The 22,152-nt window shown below is 65.4% G+C and carries 20 protein-coding genes and 1 tRNA gene; 9 read left to right on the forward strand and 12 right to left on the reverse strand.

Annotation, left to right across the window (positions count from 1 at the left end):
• Positions 1-16: 16 nt before the first annotated feature.
• From F3H87_RS09215 to recA, 3 genes are all read right to left on the reverse strand, one after another.
• Positions 17-304, reverse strand: coding sequence for a DUF1330 domain-containing protein (locus F3H87_RS09215; RefSeq protein WP_149789228.1), 288 nt, complete (start codon positions 302-304; stop codon positions 17-19).
• Between the two features lie 5 nt (positions 305-309).
• Entirely contained in the window at positions 310-2,973 is a 2,664-nt protein-coding gene (alaS, locus tag F3H87_RS09220; RefSeq protein WP_149789227.1) for an alanine--tRNA ligase, read from the reverse strand.
• Positions 2,974-3,128: 155 nt separating this feature from the next.
• A complete protein-coding gene (gene recA / locus F3H87_RS09225) occupies positions 3,129-4,205 on the reverse strand; it encodes a recombinase RecA (RefSeq protein ID WP_149789226.1) in 1,077 nt (358 codons plus the stop codon).
• Between the two features lie 203 nt (positions 4,206-4,408).
• Here recA and F3H87_RS09230 point away from each other — a divergent pair, with 203 nt between their 5' ends.
• Positions 4,409-5,011 carry a gamma-glutamyl kinase gene (locus F3H87_RS09230; RefSeq protein WP_149789225.1) on the forward strand — a complete coding sequence of 201 codons (603 nt, stop codon included), beginning with the start codon at positions 4,409-4,411 and terminating at the stop codon, positions 5,009-5,011.
• Between the two features lie 17 nt (positions 5,012-5,028).
• On the opposite strand, the gene F3H87_RS09235 is transcribed toward F3H87_RS09230, so the two are convergent.
• From F3H87_RS09235 to guaB, 3 genes are all read right to left on the reverse strand, one after another.
• Entirely contained in the window at positions 5,029-7,323 is a 2,295-nt protein-coding gene (locus F3H87_RS09235) for a hybrid sensor histidine kinase/response regulator (protein WP_394852174.1), read from the reverse strand.
• Between the two features lie 101 nt (positions 7,324-7,424).
• Complete coding sequence (locus F3H87_RS09240) at positions 7,425-8,588, reverse strand: RsmB/NOP family class I SAM-dependent RNA methyltransferase (protein WP_149789224.1); 1,164 nt, start codon at positions 8,586-8,588, stop codon at positions 7,425-7,427.
• A 39-nt stretch (positions 8,589-8,627) separates the two neighbouring features.
• Positions 8,628-10,076, reverse strand: a complete 1,449-nt coding sequence (gene guaB / locus F3H87_RS09245) for an IMP dehydrogenase (RefSeq protein WP_149789223.1) — start codon at positions 10,074-10,076, stop codon at positions 8,628-8,630.
• 136 nt (positions 10,077-10,212) lie between these two features.
• On the opposite strand from guaB, the gene F3H87_RS09250 reads away from it, so the two are divergent.
• Both F3H87_RS09250 and F3H87_RS09255 read left to right on the forward strand, forming a co-directional pair.
• A complete protein-coding gene (locus F3H87_RS09250; RefSeq protein WP_149789222.1) occupies positions 10,213-11,172 on the forward strand; it encodes an agmatinase in 960 nt (319 codons plus the stop codon).
• A 144-nt stretch (positions 11,173-11,316) separates the two neighbouring features.
• The gene (locus tag F3H87_RS09255) at positions 11,317-13,371 is read left to right on the forward strand and encodes an ASKHA domain-containing protein (protein WP_149789221.1); all 2,055 of its coding nucleotides are present in this window, start codon (positions 11,317-11,319) and stop codon (positions 13,369-13,371) included.
• Between the two features lie 312 nt (positions 13,372-13,683).
• Here F3H87_RS09255 and F3H87_RS09260 read toward each other — a convergent pair whose 3' ends face one another.
• From F3H87_RS09260 to F3H87_RS22150, 3 genes are all read right to left on the reverse strand, one after another.
• A complete protein-coding gene (locus F3H87_RS09260) occupies positions 13,684-14,199 on the reverse strand; it encodes a hypothetical protein (protein ID WP_149789220.1) in 516 nt (171 codons plus the stop codon).
• Positions 14,196-14,558, reverse strand: a complete 363-nt coding sequence (locus F3H87_RS09265; RefSeq protein ID WP_149789219.1) for a hypothetical protein — start codon at positions 14,556-14,558, stop codon at positions 14,196-14,198. The genes F3H87_RS09260 and F3H87_RS09265 overlap by 4 nt, the downstream gene beginning before the upstream one ends.
• A gap of 168 nt (positions 14,559-14,726) precedes the next feature.
• Positions 14,727-15,059 (reverse strand): minor capsid protein, encoded by a 333-nt coding sequence (locus F3H87_RS22150; protein WP_149789218.1) that lies wholly within the window; start codon positions 15,057-15,059, stop codon positions 14,727-14,729.
• A gap of 304 nt (positions 15,060-15,363) precedes the next feature.
• Here F3H87_RS22150 and F3H87_RS09275 point away from each other — a divergent pair, with 304 nt between their 5' ends.
• From F3H87_RS09275 to F3H87_RS09290, 4 genes are all read left to right on the forward strand, one after another.
• On the forward strand, positions 15,364-15,768 hold the full coding sequence (locus F3H87_RS09275; protein WP_149789217.1) for a (R)-mandelonitrile lyase: 405 nt from the start codon (positions 15,364-15,366) through the stop codon (positions 15,766-15,768).
• Between the two features lie 134 nt (positions 15,769-15,902).
• Positions 15,903-15,976: transfer RNA gene (locus F3H87_RS09280), tRNA-Gly, on the forward strand.
• Positions 15,977-16,042: 66 nt separating this feature from the next.
• Positions 16,043-17,107, forward strand: coding sequence for an AbrB family transcriptional regulator (locus F3H87_RS09285; RefSeq protein WP_149789216.1), 1,065 nt, complete (start codon positions 16,043-16,045; stop codon positions 17,105-17,107).
• Positions 17,108-17,171: 64 nt separating this feature from the next.
• The gene (locus F3H87_RS09290) at positions 17,172-17,927 is read left to right on the forward strand and encodes a 3-hydroxyacyl-CoA dehydrogenase (protein ID WP_149789215.1); all 756 of its coding nucleotides are present in this window, start codon (positions 17,172-17,174) and stop codon (positions 17,925-17,927) included.
• Positions 17,928-18,016: 89 nt separating this feature from the next.
• Here F3H87_RS09290 and F3H87_RS09295 read toward each other — a convergent pair whose 3' ends face one another.
• From F3H87_RS09295 to F3H87_RS09305, 3 genes are all read right to left on the reverse strand, one after another.
• Positions 18,017-19,843 carry an ABC-F family ATP-binding cassette domain-containing protein gene (locus F3H87_RS09295; RefSeq protein ID WP_149789214.1) on the reverse strand — a complete coding sequence of 609 codons (1,827 nt, stop codon included), beginning with the start codon at positions 19,841-19,843 and terminating at the stop codon, positions 18,017-18,019.
• 40 nt (positions 19,844-19,883) lie between these two features.
• Positions 19,884-20,615: a GNAT family N-acetyltransferase gene (locus F3H87_RS09300; RefSeq protein WP_149789213.1), complete on the reverse strand. Its 732-nt coding sequence runs from the start codon at positions 20,613-20,615 to the stop codon at positions 19,884-19,886.
• 91 nt (positions 20,616-20,706) lie between these two features.
• Positions 20,707-21,144 (reverse strand): outer membrane protein assembly factor BamE, encoded by a 438-nt coding sequence (locus tag F3H87_RS09305; protein WP_149789212.1) that lies wholly within the window; start codon positions 21,142-21,144, stop codon positions 20,707-20,709.
• Positions 21,145-21,230: 86 nt separating this feature from the next.
• Between F3H87_RS09305 and F3H87_RS09310 the strand changes: the two genes are divergently transcribed.
• Both F3H87_RS09310 and rpmF read left to right on the forward strand, forming a co-directional pair.
• Complete coding sequence (locus F3H87_RS09310; RefSeq protein ID WP_223228021.1) at positions 21,231-21,773, forward strand: YceD family protein; 543 nt, start codon at positions 21,231-21,233, stop codon at positions 21,771-21,773.
• A 167-nt stretch (positions 21,774-21,940) separates the two neighbouring features.
• On the forward strand, positions 21,941-22,147 hold the full coding sequence (rpmF, locus tag F3H87_RS09315; RefSeq protein ID WP_149789211.1) for a 50S ribosomal protein L32: 207 nt from the start codon (positions 21,941-21,943) through the stop codon (positions 22,145-22,147).
• Positions 22,148-22,152: the final 5 nt, after the last annotated feature.

Consider the following 22,152-nt stretch of genomic DNA (forward strand, 5'->3'; position numbering starts at 1 on the left):
CAATGCCGCCAAGCGATCACTCGGACGTTTCAACGATCAGCAATTCCCGTTCCGACGCGCCGCGCGCGTGATCCAGCGCCTGCTGGTATTCGGGGCTGTGATAGCAGGCCTCGGCCGCCTCGACCGAGGGGAATTTCGCCACCACGTTGCGGGGCCGTTCCTTGCCCTCAAGCTGCACGTAGCGGCCGCCGCGCGCGATGAATTCCCCGCCATGCCTGGCGATGGCGGGGCCGGCCAGTTCGGCGTATTTGCCATAGGCCGCCTCGTCGGTAACGGTCACATGGGCGATCCAGAGTGCGGGCATCTGTGTTATCCTCCGATGACGGCCTTGGCGGCCTTTATTGCGTCGGACGCGTTGGCCACGTCCTTGCCGCCGCCCTGCGCCATGTCGGGGCGGCCACCGCCGCCCTTGCCACCCAGCGCCGCGACCGCGGCCTTGACCAGATCGACCGCCGACAGTTTTTCGGTCAGGTCATCGGTCACACCGGCGGCCACGGCGGCCTTGCCGCCCGCGTCGGCGATCAGCAGAACCGCGCCCGATCCCAGCCGCGACTTGTGCTCGTCGATCAGCGCCGGCAGGTCCTTGCCCGACACGCCCTGCAGGGTCTGCGCCAGGAATTTCACGCCGCCGACCTCTTCGGCCCCGGCGCCACCGCCCTGCCCCGCGCCACCGGCCATCGCCAGGTCGCGGCGCAGCTGGGCCACCTCGTTTTCCAGCCGCTTGCGGTCGTCCAGCACGGCGCGCACACGCTCGGCCACCTCGCCCGGCGCGGTGCGCAGCTCGGCGGCGGCGGCGGAAAGCTGGGCCGACTGGCTGTGCAGATGCGCCAGCGCCGGTGCGCCGGTCAGCGCCTCGATCCGGCGCACGCCCGCGCTGCTGGCGCTGTCGCCCAGCAGGACGAACACGCCGATATCGCCGGTCTGGCGCACATGGGTGCCGCCGCACAGCTCGATCGAATAGGTCTGGCCATCGGCACCCTTGCCGGTGCCGTCCAGCGTGCCCATCGACACCACGCGCACCTCGTCGCCGTATTTCTCGCCGAACAGCGCCTGCGCGCCGATTTCGCGCGCGTCATCCGGCGTCATGATCCGGGTCGAAACCGGGCTGTTCTGGCGGATAAAGGCGTTCACCTCGTCCTCGACCTGCACCAGTTCATCCCCGCTCAGCGCCTTGGCATGGCTGAAATCGAAGCGCAGGCGATCCTGGGCGTTCAGGCTGCCGCGCTGCGCCACGTGGTCGCCAAGCGCGCGGCGCAATGCCTCGTGCAGCAGGTGCGTGGCCGAGTGGTTGGCGCGGATCGCGGTGCGGCGCGCGTGATCGACCTCCAGAACGGCGGCGGAACCGCGGGCGATCTCGCCCTCTTCGACCTCGGCGAAATGGATGTAGACGCCGGCCACCTTGCGCGTGTCGGTCACGCGGGCGCGTCCGCCTTCGGTGCGGATGACGCCGGTATCGCCGACCTGACCACCGGATTCGGCGTAAAACGGCGTCTGGTTCATCACGATCTGCACCGGCTGGCCCGTCACGGCCGTGTCAACCTCGGCCCCGTCCTGCACCAGCGCCATCACCTGCCCCTCGGCGGTTTCGGTGTCGTAACCCAGGAAATCGGTCGCGCCGTGGGTTTCGCCCAGATCGTACCAGATCGCGGCATCCGCCGCTTCGCCCGAACCCGCCCAGGCGGCACGCGCCTTGGCCTTTTGCTCGGCCATCGCGGCATCGAACCCGTCGGTATCGACCGTGCGGCCCTTTTCGCGCAGCGCATCCTGCGTCAGGTCCAGCGGGAAGCCGTAGGTATCGTAAAGCTTGAAGGCAGCCTCGCCCGGCAGCGCGGCGCCTTCGGGCAAATCCGACAATTCGTCGTCCAGCAGTTTCAGCCCGCGATCCAGCGTCTGCTTGAAGCGGGTTTCCTCCAGCTTCAGCGTTTCCTCGATCAGCGCCTGCGCACGGGTCAGTTCGGGATAGGCCGCGCCCATCTGGCCCACCAGCGACGGCACCAGCCGGTACATCAGCGGGTCTTGCGCGCCCAGCAGATGCGCATGGCGCATCGCGCGGCGCATGATCCGCCGCAGCACGTAACCGCGCCCGTCATTCGACGGCATCACCCCGTCCGCGATCAGGAACGAGGTCGAGCGCAAATGGTCCGCGATCACCCGGTGGTGCACACTGCCCGGCCCGTCGGGATCGGTGCTGGTGGCGTCGGCGCTGGCCTCGATCAGGGCGCGGATCAGGTCGGTGGCGTAGTTGTCGTTGGTGCCCTGCAGCAGCGCGGCCACCCGTTCGATCCCCATGCCGGTGTCGATCGACTGGTTCGGCAGCTCGGTGCGGCTGCCATCCTCGAACTGCTCGTATTGCATGAAGACGAGGTTCCAGATCTCGACGAAACGGTCGCCATCCTCTTCCGGGGTTCCCGGAGGGCCGCCCCAGTATTTGTCGCCGTGGTCAAAGAAGATTTCCGAGCACGGCCCGCAGGGGCCGGTCGGGCCCATCATCCAGAAATTGTCGTCCGTGGGGATACGGATGATGCGGTCGTCGGACAGGCCCGCCACCTTTTTCCAGATATCGGCGGCCTCGTCATCGGTGTGATAAACCGTGACCAGCAGGCGATCCTTGGGAATGTCCAGTTCCTTCGTGATCAGTTCCCAGGCGAAGGGGATGGCGTTTTCCTTGAAATAATCGCCGAAACTGAAATTCCCCAGCATCTCGAAAAACGTGTGGTGGCGCGCGGTATAGCCGACGTTGTCCAGGTCGTTGTGCTTGCCGCCCGCGCGCACGCATTTCTGGGCCGTGGTGGCGCGCGTGTAATCGCGGTGTTCGACCCCGGTAAACAGGTTCTTGAACTGCACCATGCCCGAATTCGTGAACATCAGCGTCGGGTCGTTGCGCGGAACCAGCGGGCTGGACGGCACGATCTCATGCCCCTGCCTGGCAAAGTAGTTCAGAAAGGTCGATCGGATATCGTTCAGCGTCGGCATGATGGGCGATCTCTGGCCTTGTCATTTGCGGGTTTGCGCAGATGTATCCTTGCCGCCCTGCACTGTCCATAAGGGGGTGCGATTTCTTGGCCCCCGAATGCAGAAAGGGGCGCCGAGACGCGCCCCTTTCCGATCACAATCGTTTCGGCCCGTGGTCAGCCTTCGAACACGTCGTCATCCGCCCCGGCATGATCGCCCGGGGCCATGTCGAACTCCAGCCCGTGCGCGGCGCGGATCTTGTCCTCGATCTCCAGCGCCATTGCGGCATTTTCCTTCAGGAAGGTCTTGGCATTCTCGCGCCCCTGCCCGATCCGCTCGTCGCCATAGCTGAACCATGCGCCGGATTTCTCGACCACCCCGGCCTTGACGCCCAGGTCCAGCAATTCGCCGGTTTTCGAAATGCCCTCGCCATACATGATGTCGAATTCCACCTGCTTGAAGGGCGGGGCCACCTTGTTCTTGACGACCTTGACGCGGGTGGCGTTGCCCACAACCTCGTCACGGTCCTTGATGGCGCCGATGCGGCGGATGTCGAGCCGCACCGAGGAATAGAATTTCAGCGCGTTGCCGCCCGTCGTGGTTTCGGGGCTGCCGAACATCACGCCGATCTTCATGCGGATCTGGTTGATGAAGATCACCATGCAGTTCGAGCGGCTGATCGAGCCGGTCAGCTTGCGCATGGCCTGGCTCATCAGGCGGGCCTGCACGCCCACGTTGCTGTCGCCCATGTCGCCCTCAAGCTCGGATTTCGGCGTCAGCGCCGCGACCGAGTCGACCACGACCATGTTGACCGCGCCCGAGCGCACCAGCGTATCGACGATTTCCAGCGCCTGTTCGCCGGTGTCGGGCTGGCTGATCAGCAGCTCGTCCAGGTCGACGCCCAGCTTTTTGGCATATTGCGGGTCGAAGGCGTGTTCGGCATCGACAAAGGCGCAGACGCCGCCCTTTTTCTGCTCTTCCGCGATGCAATGCAGCGTCAGCGTCGTCTTGCCCGAGGATTCGGGGCCGTAGATTTCCACGATGCGGCCCTTGGGCAGGCCGCCGATCCCGAGCGCGATATCCAGCCCGAGCGAGCCGGTCGAGGTGGCCTCGATATCCCGGACGGGATTGTCGCTGCCCATCTTCATGATCGAGCCCTTGCCGAATTGCCGCTCGATCTGGGCAAGCGCGCTGTCGAGCGCCTTTTGCTTGTCGGCGTTTTTCTTGCTGTCCATGCTGAGAAGATCTGCCATTCTGGTTGCTCCGATCCGTTATTCCACACCCTGCCGGGGGCGGCAACACTTGCCTGTTGTTCACATATTGTTCCAGATCCCTGTATGAGACCAAAACCGGAACATTTCAATACCAATGTTGCGCATTTCCAGATTTCGCGGTTTTGGTTAAAAACTGTTTAAGCTCCGGCGATCGGGGCGCCAGGCAGGGGGCGGCAAGCGGTATGTTGGTATTCTGGAAGAAAAAACTGGTGTTCCTCTCGGTGCCGAAAACCGGCACCACCGCCTATGAGGAGGCGCTGGCGCCGCTGGCCTCGATAGTGATTCTCGATCCCCCCGAACTGAAGCACGCGCCGCTTTACCGCTATAACCGCTTCTTCCGGCCGATGTTCGAAAAGGCCGGGGGCTGCGACGACATGGAAACGCTGGCCGTCATGCGCGAACCGGTGTCGTGGCTGGGCAGCTGGTATCGCTACCGCCGCCGGCCCTTCATGCAGGGGCGGCGCAACGCGACCTTCGACATCAGCTTCGACGAATTCGTCGAAGGGTATGTCCAGGGCAACCCGCCGGGTTTCGCCGATGTCGGCAGCCAGGCGAAATTCCTGGAGCCGCGCCCCAACGGCACCGCGGTCACCCATCTTTTCCGCTACGAGGACCAGGCCGGGCTGATCGCCTTTCTCGAAGACCGGCTGGAGACACGCATCAGCCTGCCCCGCGCCAATGTCTCGCCCGAGATGGAGCTGACCCTTTCGCCCCGGGTCGAACGCAAGCTGCGCCGCAAAAAGCCCGAGGAATTCGCGCTTTACGAGTCGATCCCGCTGCGCTGAGCGCACCCGCCGCGCCGTCAATGCAGCTGGCGCTGCACGGTTTCGGTCAGCTCGCTGAGCGAAAAGGGCTTGGGCAGAAAGACCGAGTTCGGCAGATCCTTCTGCGCCTCGCCAAAACTTTCCTCGGCATAGCCCGAGACAAAGACGACCTGGACATCGGGGCGATCCTGCAACGCCGCCTTCACCCAGCTTGGCCCGTCCAGCCCGGGCATCACCACATCGGTGACGAAAAGATCGACGGCGAGCCCCGGATCGCGCAGCAGGTCCAGCGCGGTTTCGGCCGAATCGGCCTCGATCACCGTGTAGCCGCGCAGGCGCAGCGCCCGCGCCGCGAAGGCCCGCACCGGCGCCTCGTCCTCGACCAGCAGGATCACCCCTTCGGCGGGTTTCGCCGGCAGCGCGGCGGCCTGCGCATCGGGGGCGGCGCCCTGCCCGGCCTCGTCCAGCGCGGGGAAATAGAGCGTGAACCGGCTGCCCTGCCCCGGCGTGCTGTCCACGAAGATGTATCCGCCGCTCTGCTTGACGATGCCATAGGCGGTCGACAGGCCCAGCCCGGTGCCCTGCCCGACGCCCTTGGTGGTAAAGAAGGGCTCGAACACCTTCTGGCGCAGATCGCAATCCATGCCGATACCGTCGTCGCTGACGCGGATGGTGACATATTCGCCCGCCGGCACCGTCGCCCGGTCGCGCGACAGCGGCGCGGCCAGTATCTCGCACCCGGTCTCGATGCGGATCTCGCCGCCGCCGGGCATGGCGTCGCGCGCATTGACCACCAGGTTCATCAGCACCTGTTCCAGTTGCCGCCGGTCCACCCGGATCGGCCGCAGCGCCGGGTCGTGCATCAGCGACAGCGTCACGCGCTCGCCCACCAGCCGGTTCAGAAGATGCGTGAGATCGGCCAGCGTGTTGCGGATATCCACGATCTCGGGGCGCAGGGTCTGCTTGCGCGAAAAGGCCAGCAATTGCCCGACCAGCGCGGCGGCCCGGTTGGCGTTCTGGTTGATCTGCACCAGGTCGGCGTAATCCGGGTCGCCCTGATCGTGGCGCAGAAGCAGAAGGTCGCAATGCCCGGAAATCGCGGTCAGCAGATTGTTGAAATCATGCGCCACCCCGCCGGCAAGCTCGCCGATCGCCTGCATCTTCTGGCTTTGCACGAACTGCGCCTCAAGCGACTTGAACTCGGTGGCGTCCGACACCACCGCCATCAGCTCGGGCGCGTCGGCCGGTCCGGTGGCGTGCAGGGCGACCTGTACGAATACCTCGCGGTCGTGGCGCGCGAGGCGCAGGAATTCCGATTGCCGCGTCAGCCGCCCGTCCAGCGCATCGGCGATCCAGTCGGAAATCGACCGGCCCAGCCCCTCCATCAGCGAGGACAGCGGCACGCCCTCGCAACTGTCGCGCCCGAACAGCTCCAGCGCGACGCGGTTGGCCTGCCGGACATGCCCCCGGCCGTCGATCCGCAACAGCGCGACCGGCAGGCTGTCGAGAAGATCGCCGTCCGAGGCCGCCTGCCGCGTCCCGCCCGGCGGTGGCAGCAGGTAGATCTCGCGCCGGCCCGCCACCCCCTCGCCCTGCGCGATCAGGCAATCGACGCGCCCGTCCGCGCCGCTGACCGCATGAACATGGCCGGGACGCAGCGGCAGGTCGGGGAATATCCGGTCAAGCGACCTGCGCCGGTCGCCGATCAGGCGGCGGGCGGCGTCGTTCATCGACAGAACCGTGCCGCTGCGCCCCACCGTCAACAGCGGCAGCGCGACCGAGCCGCGCGTGCCCGCCGCGCGGTCGGCCATATCCTCGAGCCGCCAGAGAAAGGCACCCTGCTCCAGCCGGTGCGCCGTGATCCGCGTGTGGCCGCGGCGCGACACCACATCCTCGGCCGCGTGGCCCGTGGCGGCGGCCTTGCCCTGCAGCCGGAACAGCACCGCGCCGGGATTGGCGAAATTCCGTTCCAGCGCGCCGGCCAGCGTTTGCGCCCTGCCCGACAGGCGGTCCGCGGCGATGTTGCGGCTGCGGATCGCGCCATCGGCATCGGTGACGAAGGTCGGCAGCACGTCATGCGCGACAAAGCCCGAGATCAGCGCCAGCGCGCGTTTCCGCCGCCGCGCGTGCAGCCACACGCCCAGCCCGGCGGCGAGGATCGCCGCCAACAGCGTGATCCCGGCGGCCAGGCTGCCCAGCGCCAGCGCCGGATGCGGCAGCATCCGCGCCGCGACGACGCAAAGCGCGGCGCAGGCCAGGATCAGCGGCACGCGTCGCAACACCCGCGCCGAACTGCGCGCGACCGGACCTGGAGAAAGCGCGGTATCCGCCAAAGCTGGCCCCCTGATGCAACCTCGTTCGCGGCAGTAATGCGCACGACGCGTTAATCAGGGTTTAACACGCCGCGAATCTCTCCTTAAAGTTGTTTATGATATTAATGTCTCGCCAGAACGGACAGGTAGAACCCGTCGCCCTCGGGGCCGGGCAGCCAGCGACAATCGCGCGACAGGCTCCAGCCGGGATGGCGGTTCAGAAAGGCGTCGATGCGGTCGCGGTTCTCGCAGTCGAGAACCGAGCAGGTGGTATAGGCAAGCCAGCCCTGCGGCGCGACCAGACCGGCCGCCCGGTCCAGTATCGCGTCCTGGCTGGCGGTCAGATCGGCCAGCCGCGCCGCGGTCAGGGCCCATTTGCCCTCGGGCGCGCGCCGCCATGCGCCGCTGCCGGAACAGGGCACATCGGTCAGCACAAGGCCATAGGGCGCCGCGGCCTGCACAGCCGCCATATCCGCGCGGGCGATCCGCGCGCCGGCCCGGGCGGCGCGGGCGGGAATGTCCTTCATCCGGTCGGGGGCGGCATCATGGGCGGTGACCGCACGGCCGAACCGCGCCGCCATCGCCAGCGCCTTGCCTCCGCCGCCAGCACAGAAATCCAATATCTTTTCGACGGTTACATCTGGAAGTTCACATATGGATGCCTGGCTTGCGCCGTCCTGCAGCTCGACCAGACCTTCCAGAAAAGGCGCCGATTGCGCGATGCGACGGGCGCCTTCGGTCACGATCAGCGCGGTCGGCGCAATGGCGGCTTCGACCGTCACGATCCCGGCATCGGCAAGCGCCTGGCGCGCGGCCTCGCGCGGCATCCGCGCGGTGTTGACGCGCAGCATGACCGGCGCGCGGTGGCGCAGGGTTTCGGCGCAGGCTTCGGCCGCCTCGCCCAGGCTGTCCTGCCACAGCGGCCAGAGCCAGTCGGGCAGATCCAGCGCATCCAGCCCCTGCGGCGGGGCGCCCGCCGCGTCCTCGGCCGGGCTCAGCGGGGCGGGCGCGTGCCCGTCGCCGGTGAAAAGCGTCGCGGGGTCCGTGCCCTCACCGCGCAGCAGGCCGATCATGCGCGCACGGCCGCTTTCGCCTCCGCCCAGCACCGCGCAGGAGCGCCAGCGGCGCAGCGCGTCGAACACATGGTCACGCACCGCCGCGCGATCCTTCGATCCGGCAAAGCGCGAGGCCCGCGCCCAGCGCGTCAGCGCCATCTCGGCCGGCGTGCCCTCGCGGATCGTGTCAAGGATCGCGGCGGCGGCGGCAACGCGCGCGCCGGGCGTCAAACCGAAACCTCAACTTTGCTACGCAACCACATGATAAGACTACATGATCCGGTAGTTCGGGCTTTCCCGCGTGATCTGCACGTCATGCACATGGCTTTCCTTCAGCCCCGCGCCGGTGATCTTGACAAAGCGGCAATTGCTGCGCATCTCCTCGACCGTGGCGCAGCCGGTATAGCCCATCGCCGCGCGCAACCCGCCGACAAGCTGGTGGATCACGGTGCCCGCCGCACCCTTGTAGGGCACCTGCCCCTCGATCCCTTCGGGCACCAGCTTGTCGCTGGCGGCATCCTTCTGGAAATAGCGGTCGGCCGAGCCGCGCGCCATCGCGCCGAGGCTCCCCATGCCGCGATAGGCCTTGAACGACCGGCCCTGGTACAGGATCACCTCGCCCGGGCTTTCGTCGGTGCCGGCGATCATGCTGCCGACCATCGCGCAGGACGCGCCCGCCGCGATCGCCTTGGCGAAATCGCCCGAGAACTTGATGCCGCCATCGGCGATCACCGGCACGTCGCCCGCCGCCGTCGCGCAATCCATGATCGCGGTCAGCTGCGGCACGCCGACGCCCGCCACCATCCGCGTGGTGCAGATCGAGCCCGGCCCGATCCCCACCTTGATCGCGTCCGCGCCCGCGTCGATCAGGGCGCGCGTCGCCTCGGAGGTGGCGACGTTGCCCGCGATCACCTGCACCTCGTTCGACAGTTTCTTGACCCGGCCCACCGCGTCCAGCACGCCCTGGCTGTGGCCGTGGGCGGTATCGACCACGATGATGTCGCAGCCCGCATCGACCAGCGCCTCGGACCGCTCAAAGCCCGACTCGCCCACGCCGGTGGCGGCAGCGACGCGCAACCGGCCCAGCTGGTCCTTGCAGGCGGTGGGGTTCAGAACCGCCTGTTCGGTATCCTTCAGCGTCAGCAGGCCGGTCAGCTTGCCATTCCTGTCGGTCACCAGCAGCTTTTCGATCCGGCGCGCCTTCATCAGGCTGATCGCCTCGTCCCGGTCGGCCGGTTCCTGCAGGATCGCCAGGTGTTCGGCGGTCATCATGACGCGCACCGGCGTGTCGTCCTTTTCAGCGAACCGCATGTCGCGGTTGGTCACGATGCCGACGACGCGGTGCTTTTCATCGACCACTGGAAAGCCGGTGAAACCGTAGCGTTCGGTCAGCGCCTTGGCATCCGCCAGCGTCTGGTCCGGTGTCAGCGTGACGGGGTTGTAGACGATCCCGGATTCGAACCGCTTGACCCGCCGCACCTCGCGCGCCTGCACCTCGACATCCAGGTTCTTGTGGATGACGCCGATCCCGCCCGCCTGCGCCATGGTGATCGCCATGCGGCTTTCGGTGACCGTGTCCATCGCCGAGCTGAGCAGCGGGATGTTCATCATGATGGATTTCGTCACCTTCGTGCGTGTATCCGCCGAGGATGGCAGCACGCTCGACGCGGCGGGAACAAGCAGAACGTCATCGAAGGTCAGGGCCTCGCGAATCTCCATTGGGCAACTCCTTGGGAGGGGTTCGGTTGGCACGTCCCTATCGCACGGATACCGGCCGGGGGAAAGCCCGATTCCCGCTTGCCCGGTGCGATATTCGGGGCCAATCTCGCGTCAGGGGCCGAAAGGAGCGCAAGATATGGCAGGGCACGGGTATGAAGGCGGGCGGCTCGATCTGCCCTTCGTGGGGATCTCGACCTTCGGCAAGCGGCCCTATGTCGGCGACTGGTCCGCGATCGGGGCCGAGGTGGCGATCCTGGGCGCGCCGTTCGATTCCGGCACCCAGTTCCGCCCCGGTGCGCGGTTCGGCCCGCGCGGCGTGCGCGAGGCCAGCACGCTGTTTTCCTTCGGCCATGCCGGCGCCTACGACCACGAGGATGACGTGACCTACCTGCCCGGCTGGGTCCGCATCGTGGATATCGGCGATGCCGATATCGTCCATACCGACACGATCAAGAGCCATGCCAATATCGAAACCGGCGTGCGCGCGATCCTTGACGCAGGCGCCCTGCCCGTCGTGATCGGCGGCGATCATTCGATCAACATCCCCTGCATCGAGGCGTTCGAAGGGCGCGGCGACATCCATATCCTGCAGATCGACGCGCATCTCGATTTCGTAGACGAACGCCACGGCGTGACGCGCGGCCACGGCAACCCGATGCGCCGGGCAGCGGAAAAGCCTTATGTCACCGGGCTGACGCAGGTGGGTATCCGCAATGTCAGCTCGACCGCGAAAGAGGGCTATGACGCCGCGCACGCGATGGGCTCGGACATCCTGAGCGTGCGGCAGGCGCGCAACCTCGGCCCGCAAGCGGTGATCGACCGCATCCCGCGGGGCGCGCGCGTCTATGTCACGGTGGATATCGACGGGTTCTGCCCCTCGATCGCGCCCGGCACCGGCACGCCCAGCCATGGCGGGTTTCTCTATTACGAGGTGCTCGAGATGATGCAGGCGCTGGCCCGGCGGCACGAGGTCGTGGGCATCGACCTGGTCGAGGTGGCCCCCGATTACGATCCCACCGGATCGACCGCGATCCTGGCGGCGCAGCTTTTGCTCAACACGCTGGGCTTCATCTTCCACGCGCGCGGCTTTTCCTGAACGGTTCTTGAGCGGTTTCGAATATCATCTGGAAAAGATTTCAGCCCCTTGTGCCGCCTGCGGCCCGGAAAATGACGTTTGCCGCCTTTCGCGCAGGGCCCCAGCGGCTATGGTCTGCGCAAGCGCGAACAACCGAGGCCAGGCATGAGCACCGATCCCGTCAAAGAGCCCCTTGTCATCTTCACCCCCTCGGGCAAGCGCGGCCGCTTTCCCGCCGGCACCCCTGTCCTGACCGCCGCGCGGCAGCTTGGCGTCGACCTGGACAGCGTCTGTGGCGGGCGCGGGATCTGTTCGAAATGCCAGGTCGTCCCGTCCTATGGCGAGTTTTCCAAGCACGGGGTCACGGTGGCAGACGATGCCCTGTCGGACTGGAACTCGGTCGAGGAACGGTATCGGCAGAAACGCGGAATGAAACCGGGCCGGCGGCTGAGCTGCCAGGCCACGGTGCAGGGCGACGTGGTGATCGACGTGCCCCCCGAAAGCCAGGTCCACCGGCAGGTGGTGCGCAAGGCCGCCTCGGCCCGCGCGATCACCATGGACCCGGCCACGCGGCTCTATTTCGTCGAGGTCCAGGAGCCCGACATGCACGAACCGACCGGCGATCTGGAACGGCTGGAACGCGCGCTCGGCGAACAATGGCAGATCGGCGAGATCACCGCCGACCTGAGCGTTCTGGGCAAGCTCCAGCCCACCCTGCGCAAGGGCAAATGGCAGGTGACGGTGGCGCTTTACCACGATCACACGGGCGGCCCCGCGCGCCTGATCGACATCTGGCCCGACCTGCATGAAGGCGGGATATACGGGCTGGCGATCGACCTCGGCTCGACCACCATCGCGGGGCACCTGTGCAATCTGGATACCGGCGAGGTTCTGGCCTCGTCCGGGCTGATGAACCCGCAGATCCGGTTCGGCGAGGATCTGATGAGCCGGGTCAGCTATGCGATGATGAACCCCGGCGGCGATGCCGAGATGACCCGCGCCGTGCGCGAGGCGCTGAACGCGCTGGCGCAGGAACTGGCGGAAGAGGGCAAGATCGACCCGGCCCTGATCTGCGAGGTCACGCTGGTCTGCAACCCGGTGATGCACCACCTGGCGCTGGGGATCGACCCGGTGGAACTGGGCCAGGCGCCCTTTGCGCTGGCGACCTCGGACAGCCTGTCCCTGCCCGCCCGCGCGCTGGACCTGACGGCCATCAACACCCGCGCGCGGCTTTACATACTGCCCTGCATCGCGGGCCATGTCGGCGCCGATGCCGCCGCCGTGGCGCTGTCGGAAGAACCCGACAAGTCCGACGACCTGGTGCTGGTCTGCGATGTCGGCACCAATGCCGAGATCCTGCTGGGCAACCGGACGCGGGTGCTGGCCTGCTCCTCGCCCACCGGCCCCGCCTTCGAGGGCGCGCAGATCAGTTCCGGCCAGCGCGCGGCCTCGGGCGCCATCGAACGGATCGAGATCGACCCCGTCACCAAGGAGCCCCGCTTTCGCGTGATCGGCATCAACCGCTGGTCGGACGAGCCGGGATTCGACAAGCAGGTCGCCAGGACCGGCATCACCGGCATCTGCGGCTCGGGCATCATCGAGGCGGTGGCCGAGATGCGCATGGCGGGGCTGCTGGACCCGTCGGGCCTGATCGGCTCGGCCGCGCAGACCGGCACGGATCGCTGCATCGCCGACGGGCGCACCCATTCCTACGTCATCCATGACGGCACCGCCGATGGCGGCCCGCTGATCAGCGTGACCCAGGGCGACATTCGCGCGATCCAGCTTGCGAAATCGGCGCTTTACGCGGGCGCCCGGCTGCTGATGGACGAAATGGGCGTCGACAAGGTGGACCGCGTGGTGCTGGCAGGGGCGTTCGGCGCGCATATCAGCCCGAAACACGCGATGGTGCTGGGCATGATCCCCGACGTCGCCCTTGACCGCGTGACAAGCGCCGGCAACGCCGCCGGCACCGGCGCGCGCATCGCGCTGCACAACGTCGCCGCCCGCGCCGCCATCGAGAAGACCGTGCGCGAGATCACCAAGGTCGAAACCGCGATCGAGCCCAAATTCCAGGACCATTTCGTCGCCGCCAACGCCATCCCCCACGCCACCGACCCGTTCCCGGAACTGCGGCAGGCGGTGCCCCTGCCCGACGTGCATTTCAACACCGGCGGCGGTGACGGCGAAGGCGGCCGCCGGCGCAGGCGGCGGGGATAAGGCGCACTTGCCGGCAGGGTCGTCCCGGGGCGCTGGCAAGACTTGCATTGCACAGACCTGCGACATGGCGGAAGGCATCGGACCGCCTGTGCCCCCTCCACCGGCCATCGCACATTGCCGCTCAGCGTGCAGGCATACTTATCTGCGCATCTAATGGCCGGTTTGAGCCCAATGACCTGATGCTGCACCTTGCACCAATGTCCGCTGCTCGAGCTGTGGATAAAAACCTGAAAATAATCAAACCGGGTTTTGCAAAGGGTTTGCGGCTCAAGATTTTTCAACCGATGGACACGTCATTTTTGACTAATTCATTTAAAACGTGAAGTAGCGAGTTGCGCACGATCGACCAACGTATTGCTCGTCTTCCGAAAGTCGTTTGAACATCCATAGCGTATTCACGTGCAAGTCGACTGGTGCTCCGATGTAGTTTGACGTCGAGTTGGCGGTGGCCCGCAGTTCAGCATACAGAGACGGGTTTTCCTCTTGCTTCACTAAGCCAGTTTCAGCGGTCCAAACAAAGGAAAAGTCTGACTTCGAACTGCTGTGTTCCGGCCAAGCGGCTCCAAGGGTCGCAACGTCAGTTACATGTATGGGGGAAATTTCCTTGCCAATGACAGTGCCCTCAGGATCACGCAGCACAACATCTGGTATCAAGTAGCTGTTGCTAAAGTCAACAAATGCCTCGTAGCTCAGTTCGCTTCCGTTCGGCAGTTTCACGCACTGCCCAAATTTCAGAGAATAAACCCAGACGAGCGCTATGAGGCCCAGGCCGCCCAGGATTGTAATGACACTCAATGTGACGATGAAGATGCGAAGGGCGACAATCATTCTGTGTATTCGCTGCGGGTTGCATCTGCATAAATTCGCCCTTCGATGGAGCCTGACCATGTTCCGGTGATGGCATATGGCTTCCCGTCACGAATGCCAAATCGTTGCGGGCCACCAGTTGGCAATCCAGTGCGGCCTCTCAAGTAATCGTTCAACGGCTTGTGAATATTGTCATACAAAATACTGCCGGGGCGATAGTCATCTACTTCCACCCCAACGTCCAGTGGGTCCGCGAATTCGTCATCAAGGTATAGGGCCAAGCTCCCCGAAAGGTCGATGATGCCGTTTTGCTCGACGCTTTGCCCGGAAAATGATCCACCGATTGTGGTGTCGCCGATGCTGAAAACAATTCCTGTCATATCATACGTTCTTTCAAAACTATAGGAGACAGATCCATCAAGAGCACTTCTTGCTGCGCTCGCTATTTGACCTTTCAGCACCTCGCCACGTCGATCAATAAAGGCTGATATGATCTTTTGGCTATGCCCGATTTGCGTAAGCGTAACGCCACGCCCACCACCGTTAAATTAGTGATTTATGAAGTCAGAGTTGGACCAGCCGGACTTGGTGCCCAACCCATTGATGGAGAGTCGCAAATACTCGGATGTTTCAGGGTAATAGGGGTCCGCAGTGCATCGACAGTTGTAATCTTCTCCCGGATGACCACCAACAGGTGGATCGTCCCATGAAAATACCTGTCCTTCTCGGGCAGCGTGTGATGAGCGAACTTTGCCGTCATCGCGGGTGCGCCAAATATAGTGGGTGGTTGGTCGCGCTCGCCCGACAGACAGTTCAATGGGCGTTCCCTTGCGGAGGTATGCCTCAAACGCCTTTTTGTATAATTTCCGATCGACGAACATCGTGGTGCCACCCTGCTGCAGTTCCTGGCAATTATGGTCGTCCTGGACAGCTAATTTTCCGTTAACCGCTCGTGCGCACTCTCAAAAGCAGTTCTTAGGGCAACCGCTGCGAACGCTAACTTCGTCCCGTAAACCAGACACTTGGCGAATAGTATTTCTCGCCGCCTTCGCCCCCCTGACCGGCCTGTGCCACCCAAGGCTCTGAAACACGGGATGGCCCGTTGTGACGGGCACCGTCTTGACCGCCTTTCCCTGCCCCCTCACACCGCTATTCTGACCGCTACCGCAAGACAGGAGACACGCCATGAAAATCCACCGCGCAGGCAGCCGCCCGTCACAAGGCCCGAACCCCGATTACTTCACAGGCACCGTCCGGTTCGATCCTGTCATCTCGGCCGAAGCACCCGCACGCATCAACGCCGTGACCGTCACGTTCGAGCCCGGCGCGCGCACGGCATGGCACACCCATCCCTACGGCCAGACCCTGATGGTCACCGCCGGCAAGGGTCGGATCGGCAAGCGCGCGGGCACGGTGCAGGAGGTTTTCCCCGGCGATGTGGTCTGGTTCGAACCCGGTGAGGAACACTGGCACGGCGCCGCGCCGGACTGCGCGATGACGCATATCGCGATCCAGGAGAAAGAGGGCGACAGCGCCGCCGACTGGCTGGAAAAGGTGGCTGACGCCGATTATCTCGCACAGGCCGGTTGAACCGCGCGGTTCGGGGTCAAAACCGCGCGGTTTCGGTATATTCAGGCGCACCAGGAATATACCTTGGCCGTCGCCGCTCACCATGAATCGGCCTTGACGGCCCCGCCGCGCTGGCATACCTCTGGCGCGCTCCCGCGGGTGTAGCTCAATGGTAGAGCCGCAGCTTCCCAAGCTGAAGACGAGGGTTCGATTCCCTTCACCCGCTCCAATCCCCCACCCCATTGGCATTCCGGTTTGCGCTGCGCTATAGCATGGCTGTAACGGACAGGTTTCCATGACTCGTGCGAGCATTCTGACAACGCTGGCCTTTGTGCTGCTGGGCGGGTTCGGCGGCTACATTGCCCAGATCCTGCATTTTCCCTTGCCCTTCATGCTGGGCAGCCTGGTGGCGACCGCGCTCGGCTCCACGCTGTTCGCGCGGGCGATTCCCGAAGGCTATCTCTTTCCCCAGCAGGTCCGGCTGATCTTTCTGGCGGTGATCGGGGTGATGATCGGCGCGCAGGTGTCGCCCGAACTGCTGGAGCTGCTGCCCGCGATGCTGGCCAGCTTTACCGCCATCGCCCTGTTCGTCGGGCTGGCGCATGGCGGCAACTACCTGATCTTCCGCTATATCGGCGGCTACGACCCGGCCACGGCATTCTATTCCGGCACCCCCGGCGGGCTGATGGAATCCATTGCCCTGGGCGAGGCCGCGGGCGCCGATATCGCCACGCTGACCATGCAGCAGTTCCTGCGCATCATCCTGGTGATCAGCCTCGTTCCGGTGGGGCTGTCGCTGTGGATGGGCGCGCCGGTGGGCAGCGCCAGCGGCATCACGCTGGCCCATGCCAGCCCGTCGGATTTCAGCCATGTGCACCTGGTGGTGCTGACCGGGCTGGCCGGGATCGTCCTCGGCAAGCTGCTGCACCTGCCCGCCTGGCAGCTGACCGGCCCGCTTTTCGCCGCGGCAGCGGTCAGCGCCACGGGACTCGGGGTGCTGGATATGCCGAACTGGATGATCTCGGTCTGCCAGGTGGTGATCGGCGCCAGCCTCGGGATGCGGCTGGGGGGCCTGCGCGGGCGGGCGATGCTGCACGGCACCTGGCTGGGCATCCTGTCGGTCGGGCTGATGCTGGGGATCGGGCTGGTCTTTTCGCTGATCCTGGTGCGGCTGACGGGGCAACCCCTCGACATTCTCCTGATCAGCTTTGCCCCCGGCGGCGTGACCGAGATGGCGCTGGTCGCGCTCAGCCTGAATGCCAACCCCGCGCTGGTGACCGCCCACCATATCTGGCGCATCATCATGACCGTGATCGAGCTGGCCTTCATCGGACGTTACGTCCAGCCACGCGTGCTTTGACAGCGCGATCGGCCCTGCGCTATCGGAACCCATGTTCCACTGACCGGCAGGAAAGGCCATAGCCATGAAAATGCAAGACACCGCTGCGATCATCACCGGGGGCGCCTCGGGCCTGGGCGAGGCGACCGCGCGCCTGTTCCGCGAAAGCGGCGCCCAGGTCACGATCCTTGACCGCGACGCCGAAAAGGGCCCCGGGGTCGCCGACGAGATCGGCGCCACCTTCGTCGAAACCGACGTGACCAGCGAAACCTCGGTGCAGAACGCCATGGCCGAGGCCGTCAAGGCGATGGGCAGGATCAACGCCGCGATCAACTGCGCCGGTGTCGGCACCGCCGAAAAGACCCTGCACAAGGACGGCCCGCACAGCCTGGACCACTATAACCGGGTGATCGGCATCAACCTTGTCGGCACCTTCAACGTGTCGCGGCTGGCCGCCGCCGAAATGGCGAAGAACGAGCCCACCGAAGACGGCCAGCGCGGCGTGATCGTCAACACCGCCTCGGTCGCGGCCTTCGATGGGCAGAAGGGCCAGGTGGCCTATGCCTCGTCCAAGGCGGGGATCGCGGGCATGTCGCTGCCGATGGCGCGCGACCTGTCGCGCGAGGGCATTCGCGTGATGGCCATCGCGCCCGGCATCTTCCTGACGCCGATGCTGATGAGCCTGCCCGAAGAGGTGCGCCAGCAGCTTGCCATGGACGTCACCTGCCCCAAGCGGCTGGGCGATCCGCGCGAATATGCCGAGCTGGCCCGCTTCATCACCGAGTCGGGCTATCTGAACGGCGAGACGATCCGCATCGACGGCGCGCTGCGGATGCGCTGAACGGGCAAAGGGGGGCTGCCAGCCCCCCTCTTGTCGCTGCGCGACAATTCACCCCCGGAAGTATTTGCAGAACGATGAAGCCCGGCGGATCAGACCGCGTTTTCGCCCTTTTCCATCAGGGTCAGCCATTCCTCTTCGGCCCCGGCCAGTGCGGTCTGGCGCTGCACCAGTGCTTCGGTTGCCTTCTGGAACTTCACCGGCTCGCTTGTGTAAAGATCGGGCCGGGCGAGCAGCTCTTCGAGCTTGGCGATCTCGGCGCCCAGCCGATCGATCTCGTCCGGCAGCGCCTCGAGCCGGTGCTTTTCGGTGAAAGTCAGGCCCGGTTGCGTGGGCTTTTCCTTTTTCACCTCTTTCTTCAGGTTCGTGGCTTGGGATACTGATTTATCAGGCTTTTCCCCGGCCTGGCTTTCCGCCCTCTGGGCCAGGTAGTCGCTCCAGCCGCCGGCATAGACGGTGGCGCGGCCGTCCCCTTCCATCGCGATGGTGGTGGTGGCCACGCGATCCAGGAAATCGCGGTCGTGGCTGACCAGCAGCACGGTGCCGTCGAAATCGTCCAGCAATTCCTGCAACAGGTCCAGCGTTTCGATATCGAGGTCGTTGGTCGGTTCGTCCAGCACCAGCAGGTTGGATTCCCGCGCCATCAGCCGGGCCAGCAAAAGCCGCGCCTTTTCCCCGCCCGAAAGCGATTTGACCGGCGCCCGCGCCTGGGCGTCGTCGAACAGGAAATCCTTGAGATAGGCAACCACGTGTTTCGGCTGTCCGCGCACAAGCACCTGGTCGGCCTTGCCCGACACCCGCATATCGGGATCGCCGGTCAGGCTGTCCCAGAGCGTCATTTCCGGGTCGAGCCGCGCGCGCGCCTGGTCGAACACCGCCGGCAGCAGGTTGGTGCCATGGGTGACGGTGCCGGTATCGGGCTCGATTTCCTTCATCAGCAGTTTCAGCAGCGTCGTCTTGCCCACGCCGTTGGGCCCGACAAAGGCGACGCGATCGCCCCGCAGGATGCGGATATCGAAGGGGCGCAGGATCAGCTTGTCGCCGTAAGCCTTTGAAATGCCTTTCGCTTCGATCACCTTGCGGCCGGATTTCGGGCCGTCCGCCAGCGCCATTGCCGCGGTGCCCTGCCGCTTGATCTGCGCCGCGCGGTCGGCGCGCAGCGCCTGCAGCGCGCGCACCCGGCCCTGGTTGCGCTTGCGCCGGGCGCTGATGCCCTCGACGGCCCAGCGCGCCTCGGCCCGGATCTTGCGGTCCAGCTTGTGCCGGGCGGTATCCTCTTCTTCCCAGACCTTGTCGCGCCAGGCCTCGAACCCTTCGAATCCTTCCTCGCGGCGGCGCACCGCGCCCCGGTCGATCCACAGCGTCGCGCGCGTCAGCGCCCGCAGGAAGGCGCGGTCGTGGGAAATCAGCACGAAACCCGCGCGGGTCTGGCGCAGCTCGTCCTCAAGCCAGCGGATCGCCTGGATATCCAGGTGGTTGGTCGGCTCGTCCAGCAGCATCAGGTCGGGCGCCTCGGCCATCAGTTTCGCCAGCGCGGCGCGGCGGCGTTCCCCGCCGCTGGCGGTCTCCACCGGTCGTGCGGGGTCGAATTTCAGCCCCTCGCCCGCCATTTCCACGCGATACATCTCGCCCGGCTCCAGCGTGCTGGCGGCATAATCACCCAGCGTGGCAAAGCCGGTCATGTCCGGCTCCTGCTCCATGTAGCCCACGGAAATGCCCGGCGGCACCACACGTTCGCCGGTGTCGGGCTCGACCAGCCCGGCCATCACCTTCATCAGCGTGGATTTGCCCGAGCCGTTGCGCCCCACCAGCGCCACCCGGTCGCCCGGCTGCACCACCAGCGACAGGCCGGAAAACACCGGATCGCCGCCGAAGGTCAGCGAGATGTCGTTGAGCTGGAGTAAAGGAGCGCGTGCCATGCCGCGCAGCTATCCCCGCGCCCGGTTGCCGTCAAGCGGTTCAGCCCGCCACCGCGCGCAGCAGTTTCTTGCGGGCGGGCGGAATGGCGCGGATTTCCAGCCCGGTGAACACGTGCAGCGTGTTCATCTGGTCGTCCACCACCGCGTGATCGCTGACCCAGCCGCCCATCAGCAGGTAGGTGCGCAGCAGCGGCGGCATGCGCAGCATCGCCAGCTTGGCGTCGGGCTTGCGCCGCAAAAGCTGGGCAAACCGGAACACGCGCGGCGCCTTGACCCGCGGCAGCCAGCGTTTCGGCGCGATATGCCGGTCGCGCAGCACGGTGAAGGCGTCGAGATACTGGTCCGCCTCGGTGCCCTTGAACGACGAGCAGCCGAACAGCAGCTCGACCCCGTGTTCGTCGACATATCCCGTCATCGCGCCCCAGGCGACGCGCAGGATATCGGGGTCTTTCACCTGCGGATGGATGCAGAACCGCCCCAGTTCGACCATCGGGCCGGCAAAGCTGCGCAGGCGCGACAATTCGTAATATTGCGCGGAATAGCTGCGGTCGATCTCGGCCCCGTGGCTGAGCGGCAGGAACCGGAAGCAGCAGACCGGGCGGCCGGTTGCCACCTCTTCGACAAGGATATGGGCGCAGATCTCGTCGAAGCGGTCCGCATCCAGCCCCTCGCCGCCGTGAAAGCACAGGTGCCGCAGGCGTTGCGCCGCGGTCAGATCGTCAGGCGTTTCGGCCAGCCGCGCGATATAGCGGCCCCGTTTCAGTGTCGTCATGGCGGCCATCCTGCAATGAGCCCTGTGCGAAAAATCTAGTCGCACGCCCCATAGCACACAAGATGTGACAGCCCCGCGACGGGTGCCGGGATCAATCCAGGATGTCGCCGGCGGCGAAATTGCCCAGGTTGCGCAGAAGCTGCCGGAGGAAGCCGTTATCCGCCGTCGCGCTTTCGGTCACGCGGCGGGCCAGCGGCACGACCTGCCCGTCTTCCAGCCCGAAGCGTTCGATGTTGCGCACCACGCCCGCGTCGTCGAAGCTGATCGCCAGAACCTCGCGGCTGACCACCTCGGGGCGGCGATAGGCGTAATGGCGTACCCGGCTCTGGACGTAGTAATATCCCGAACTGTCCAGAACCCCGCCCGCCGAGGGCGAGCCGACGACCTCGGCCACGGTATCGCGGGTGTCCACGCCGACGACGATCTGGGACAGATCCTCTTCCTTGGGAACGTAGCCGTGATTGCGATAGACCGCCGAACAGGCCGCCAGGGCCAGAACGCACAGAACTGCAGCGATTTTGCGGACCATCCACGCCCCCCTTGCCTTGGCACGCCGTGCCTTCTATCCCGATTACAGAAGGAACCGGCAGGGTTCAAGAATGGAAGCGCGCCGAGATGACCAAAGCCCAGACCCGTTTTCGCATGTCCGAGCTGCCGCCGTCGCGGCCGGTGACGTTCGAACTGCGCCCCACGCCCGATGAAAACCGCGCCATCGCGGACGACCTGGGCCTGTCGGGGCTGCGCAAGCTGTCCTTCCAGGGCACGCTCGAACCCGAGGGCAAGCGCGACTGGCGGCTGGTCGCGCATCTGGGTGCGACCGTCACGCAGCCCTGCGTGGTGACGCTGGCCCCCGTCACCACCCGCATAGAAGAGGACGTCACGCGCCGCTACCTTGCCGCCATGCCGGGGATTCCCGACGAGGACGAGGTCGAGATGCCCGAGGACGACAGTATCGAGCCGCTGCCCGACATGCTGGACCTGTCCGTCGTGATGACCGAGGCGCTGGCGCTGGCGCTGCCGCTCTACCCCCGTGCCGAAGGGGCGGAGCTTGAGGAAACGGTGGTCACCGAACCCGGAAAGACGCCGCTCAGGGACGAGGATACCAGGCCCTTTTCGGGGCTTTCCGCATTGCGTGATGCGCTGAAAAAGGACGATTGAACCATGCCCGCCGGCACGCGCAAAAAACCGCTTGCTTATGCACGGAATCGCAGTATTTTCCGGCCTTCATCGGATTCAGGGTTGGACATGCGGGCAACACTTCTGTAACTGCCCCCTAAACCCTTGTGAAACACGGCGCAGGGCGCCACAGGAATAAAGGTTGCGACATGGCTGTCCAACAGAACAAAGTATCGAAATCGCGCCGCAACAACCGCCGCGCACATGACGCGCTGGTTGCGGCAAACCCCAACGAATGCCCCAATTGCGGTGAACTGAAGCGTCCGCATCACGTCTGCGCGGCCTGCGGCCATTATTCCGACCGCGAAGTGGTCGCCATGGTCGACGAGGTTGATCTGGACGAAGACGCGGCCTGATCGCA

The sequence above is a fragment of the Lutimaribacter pacificus genome (genome assembly GCF_900142185.1).
Lineage (GTDB): Bacteria > Pseudomonadota > Alphaproteobacteria > Rhodobacterales > Rhodobacteraceae > Lutimaribacter > Lutimaribacter pacificus.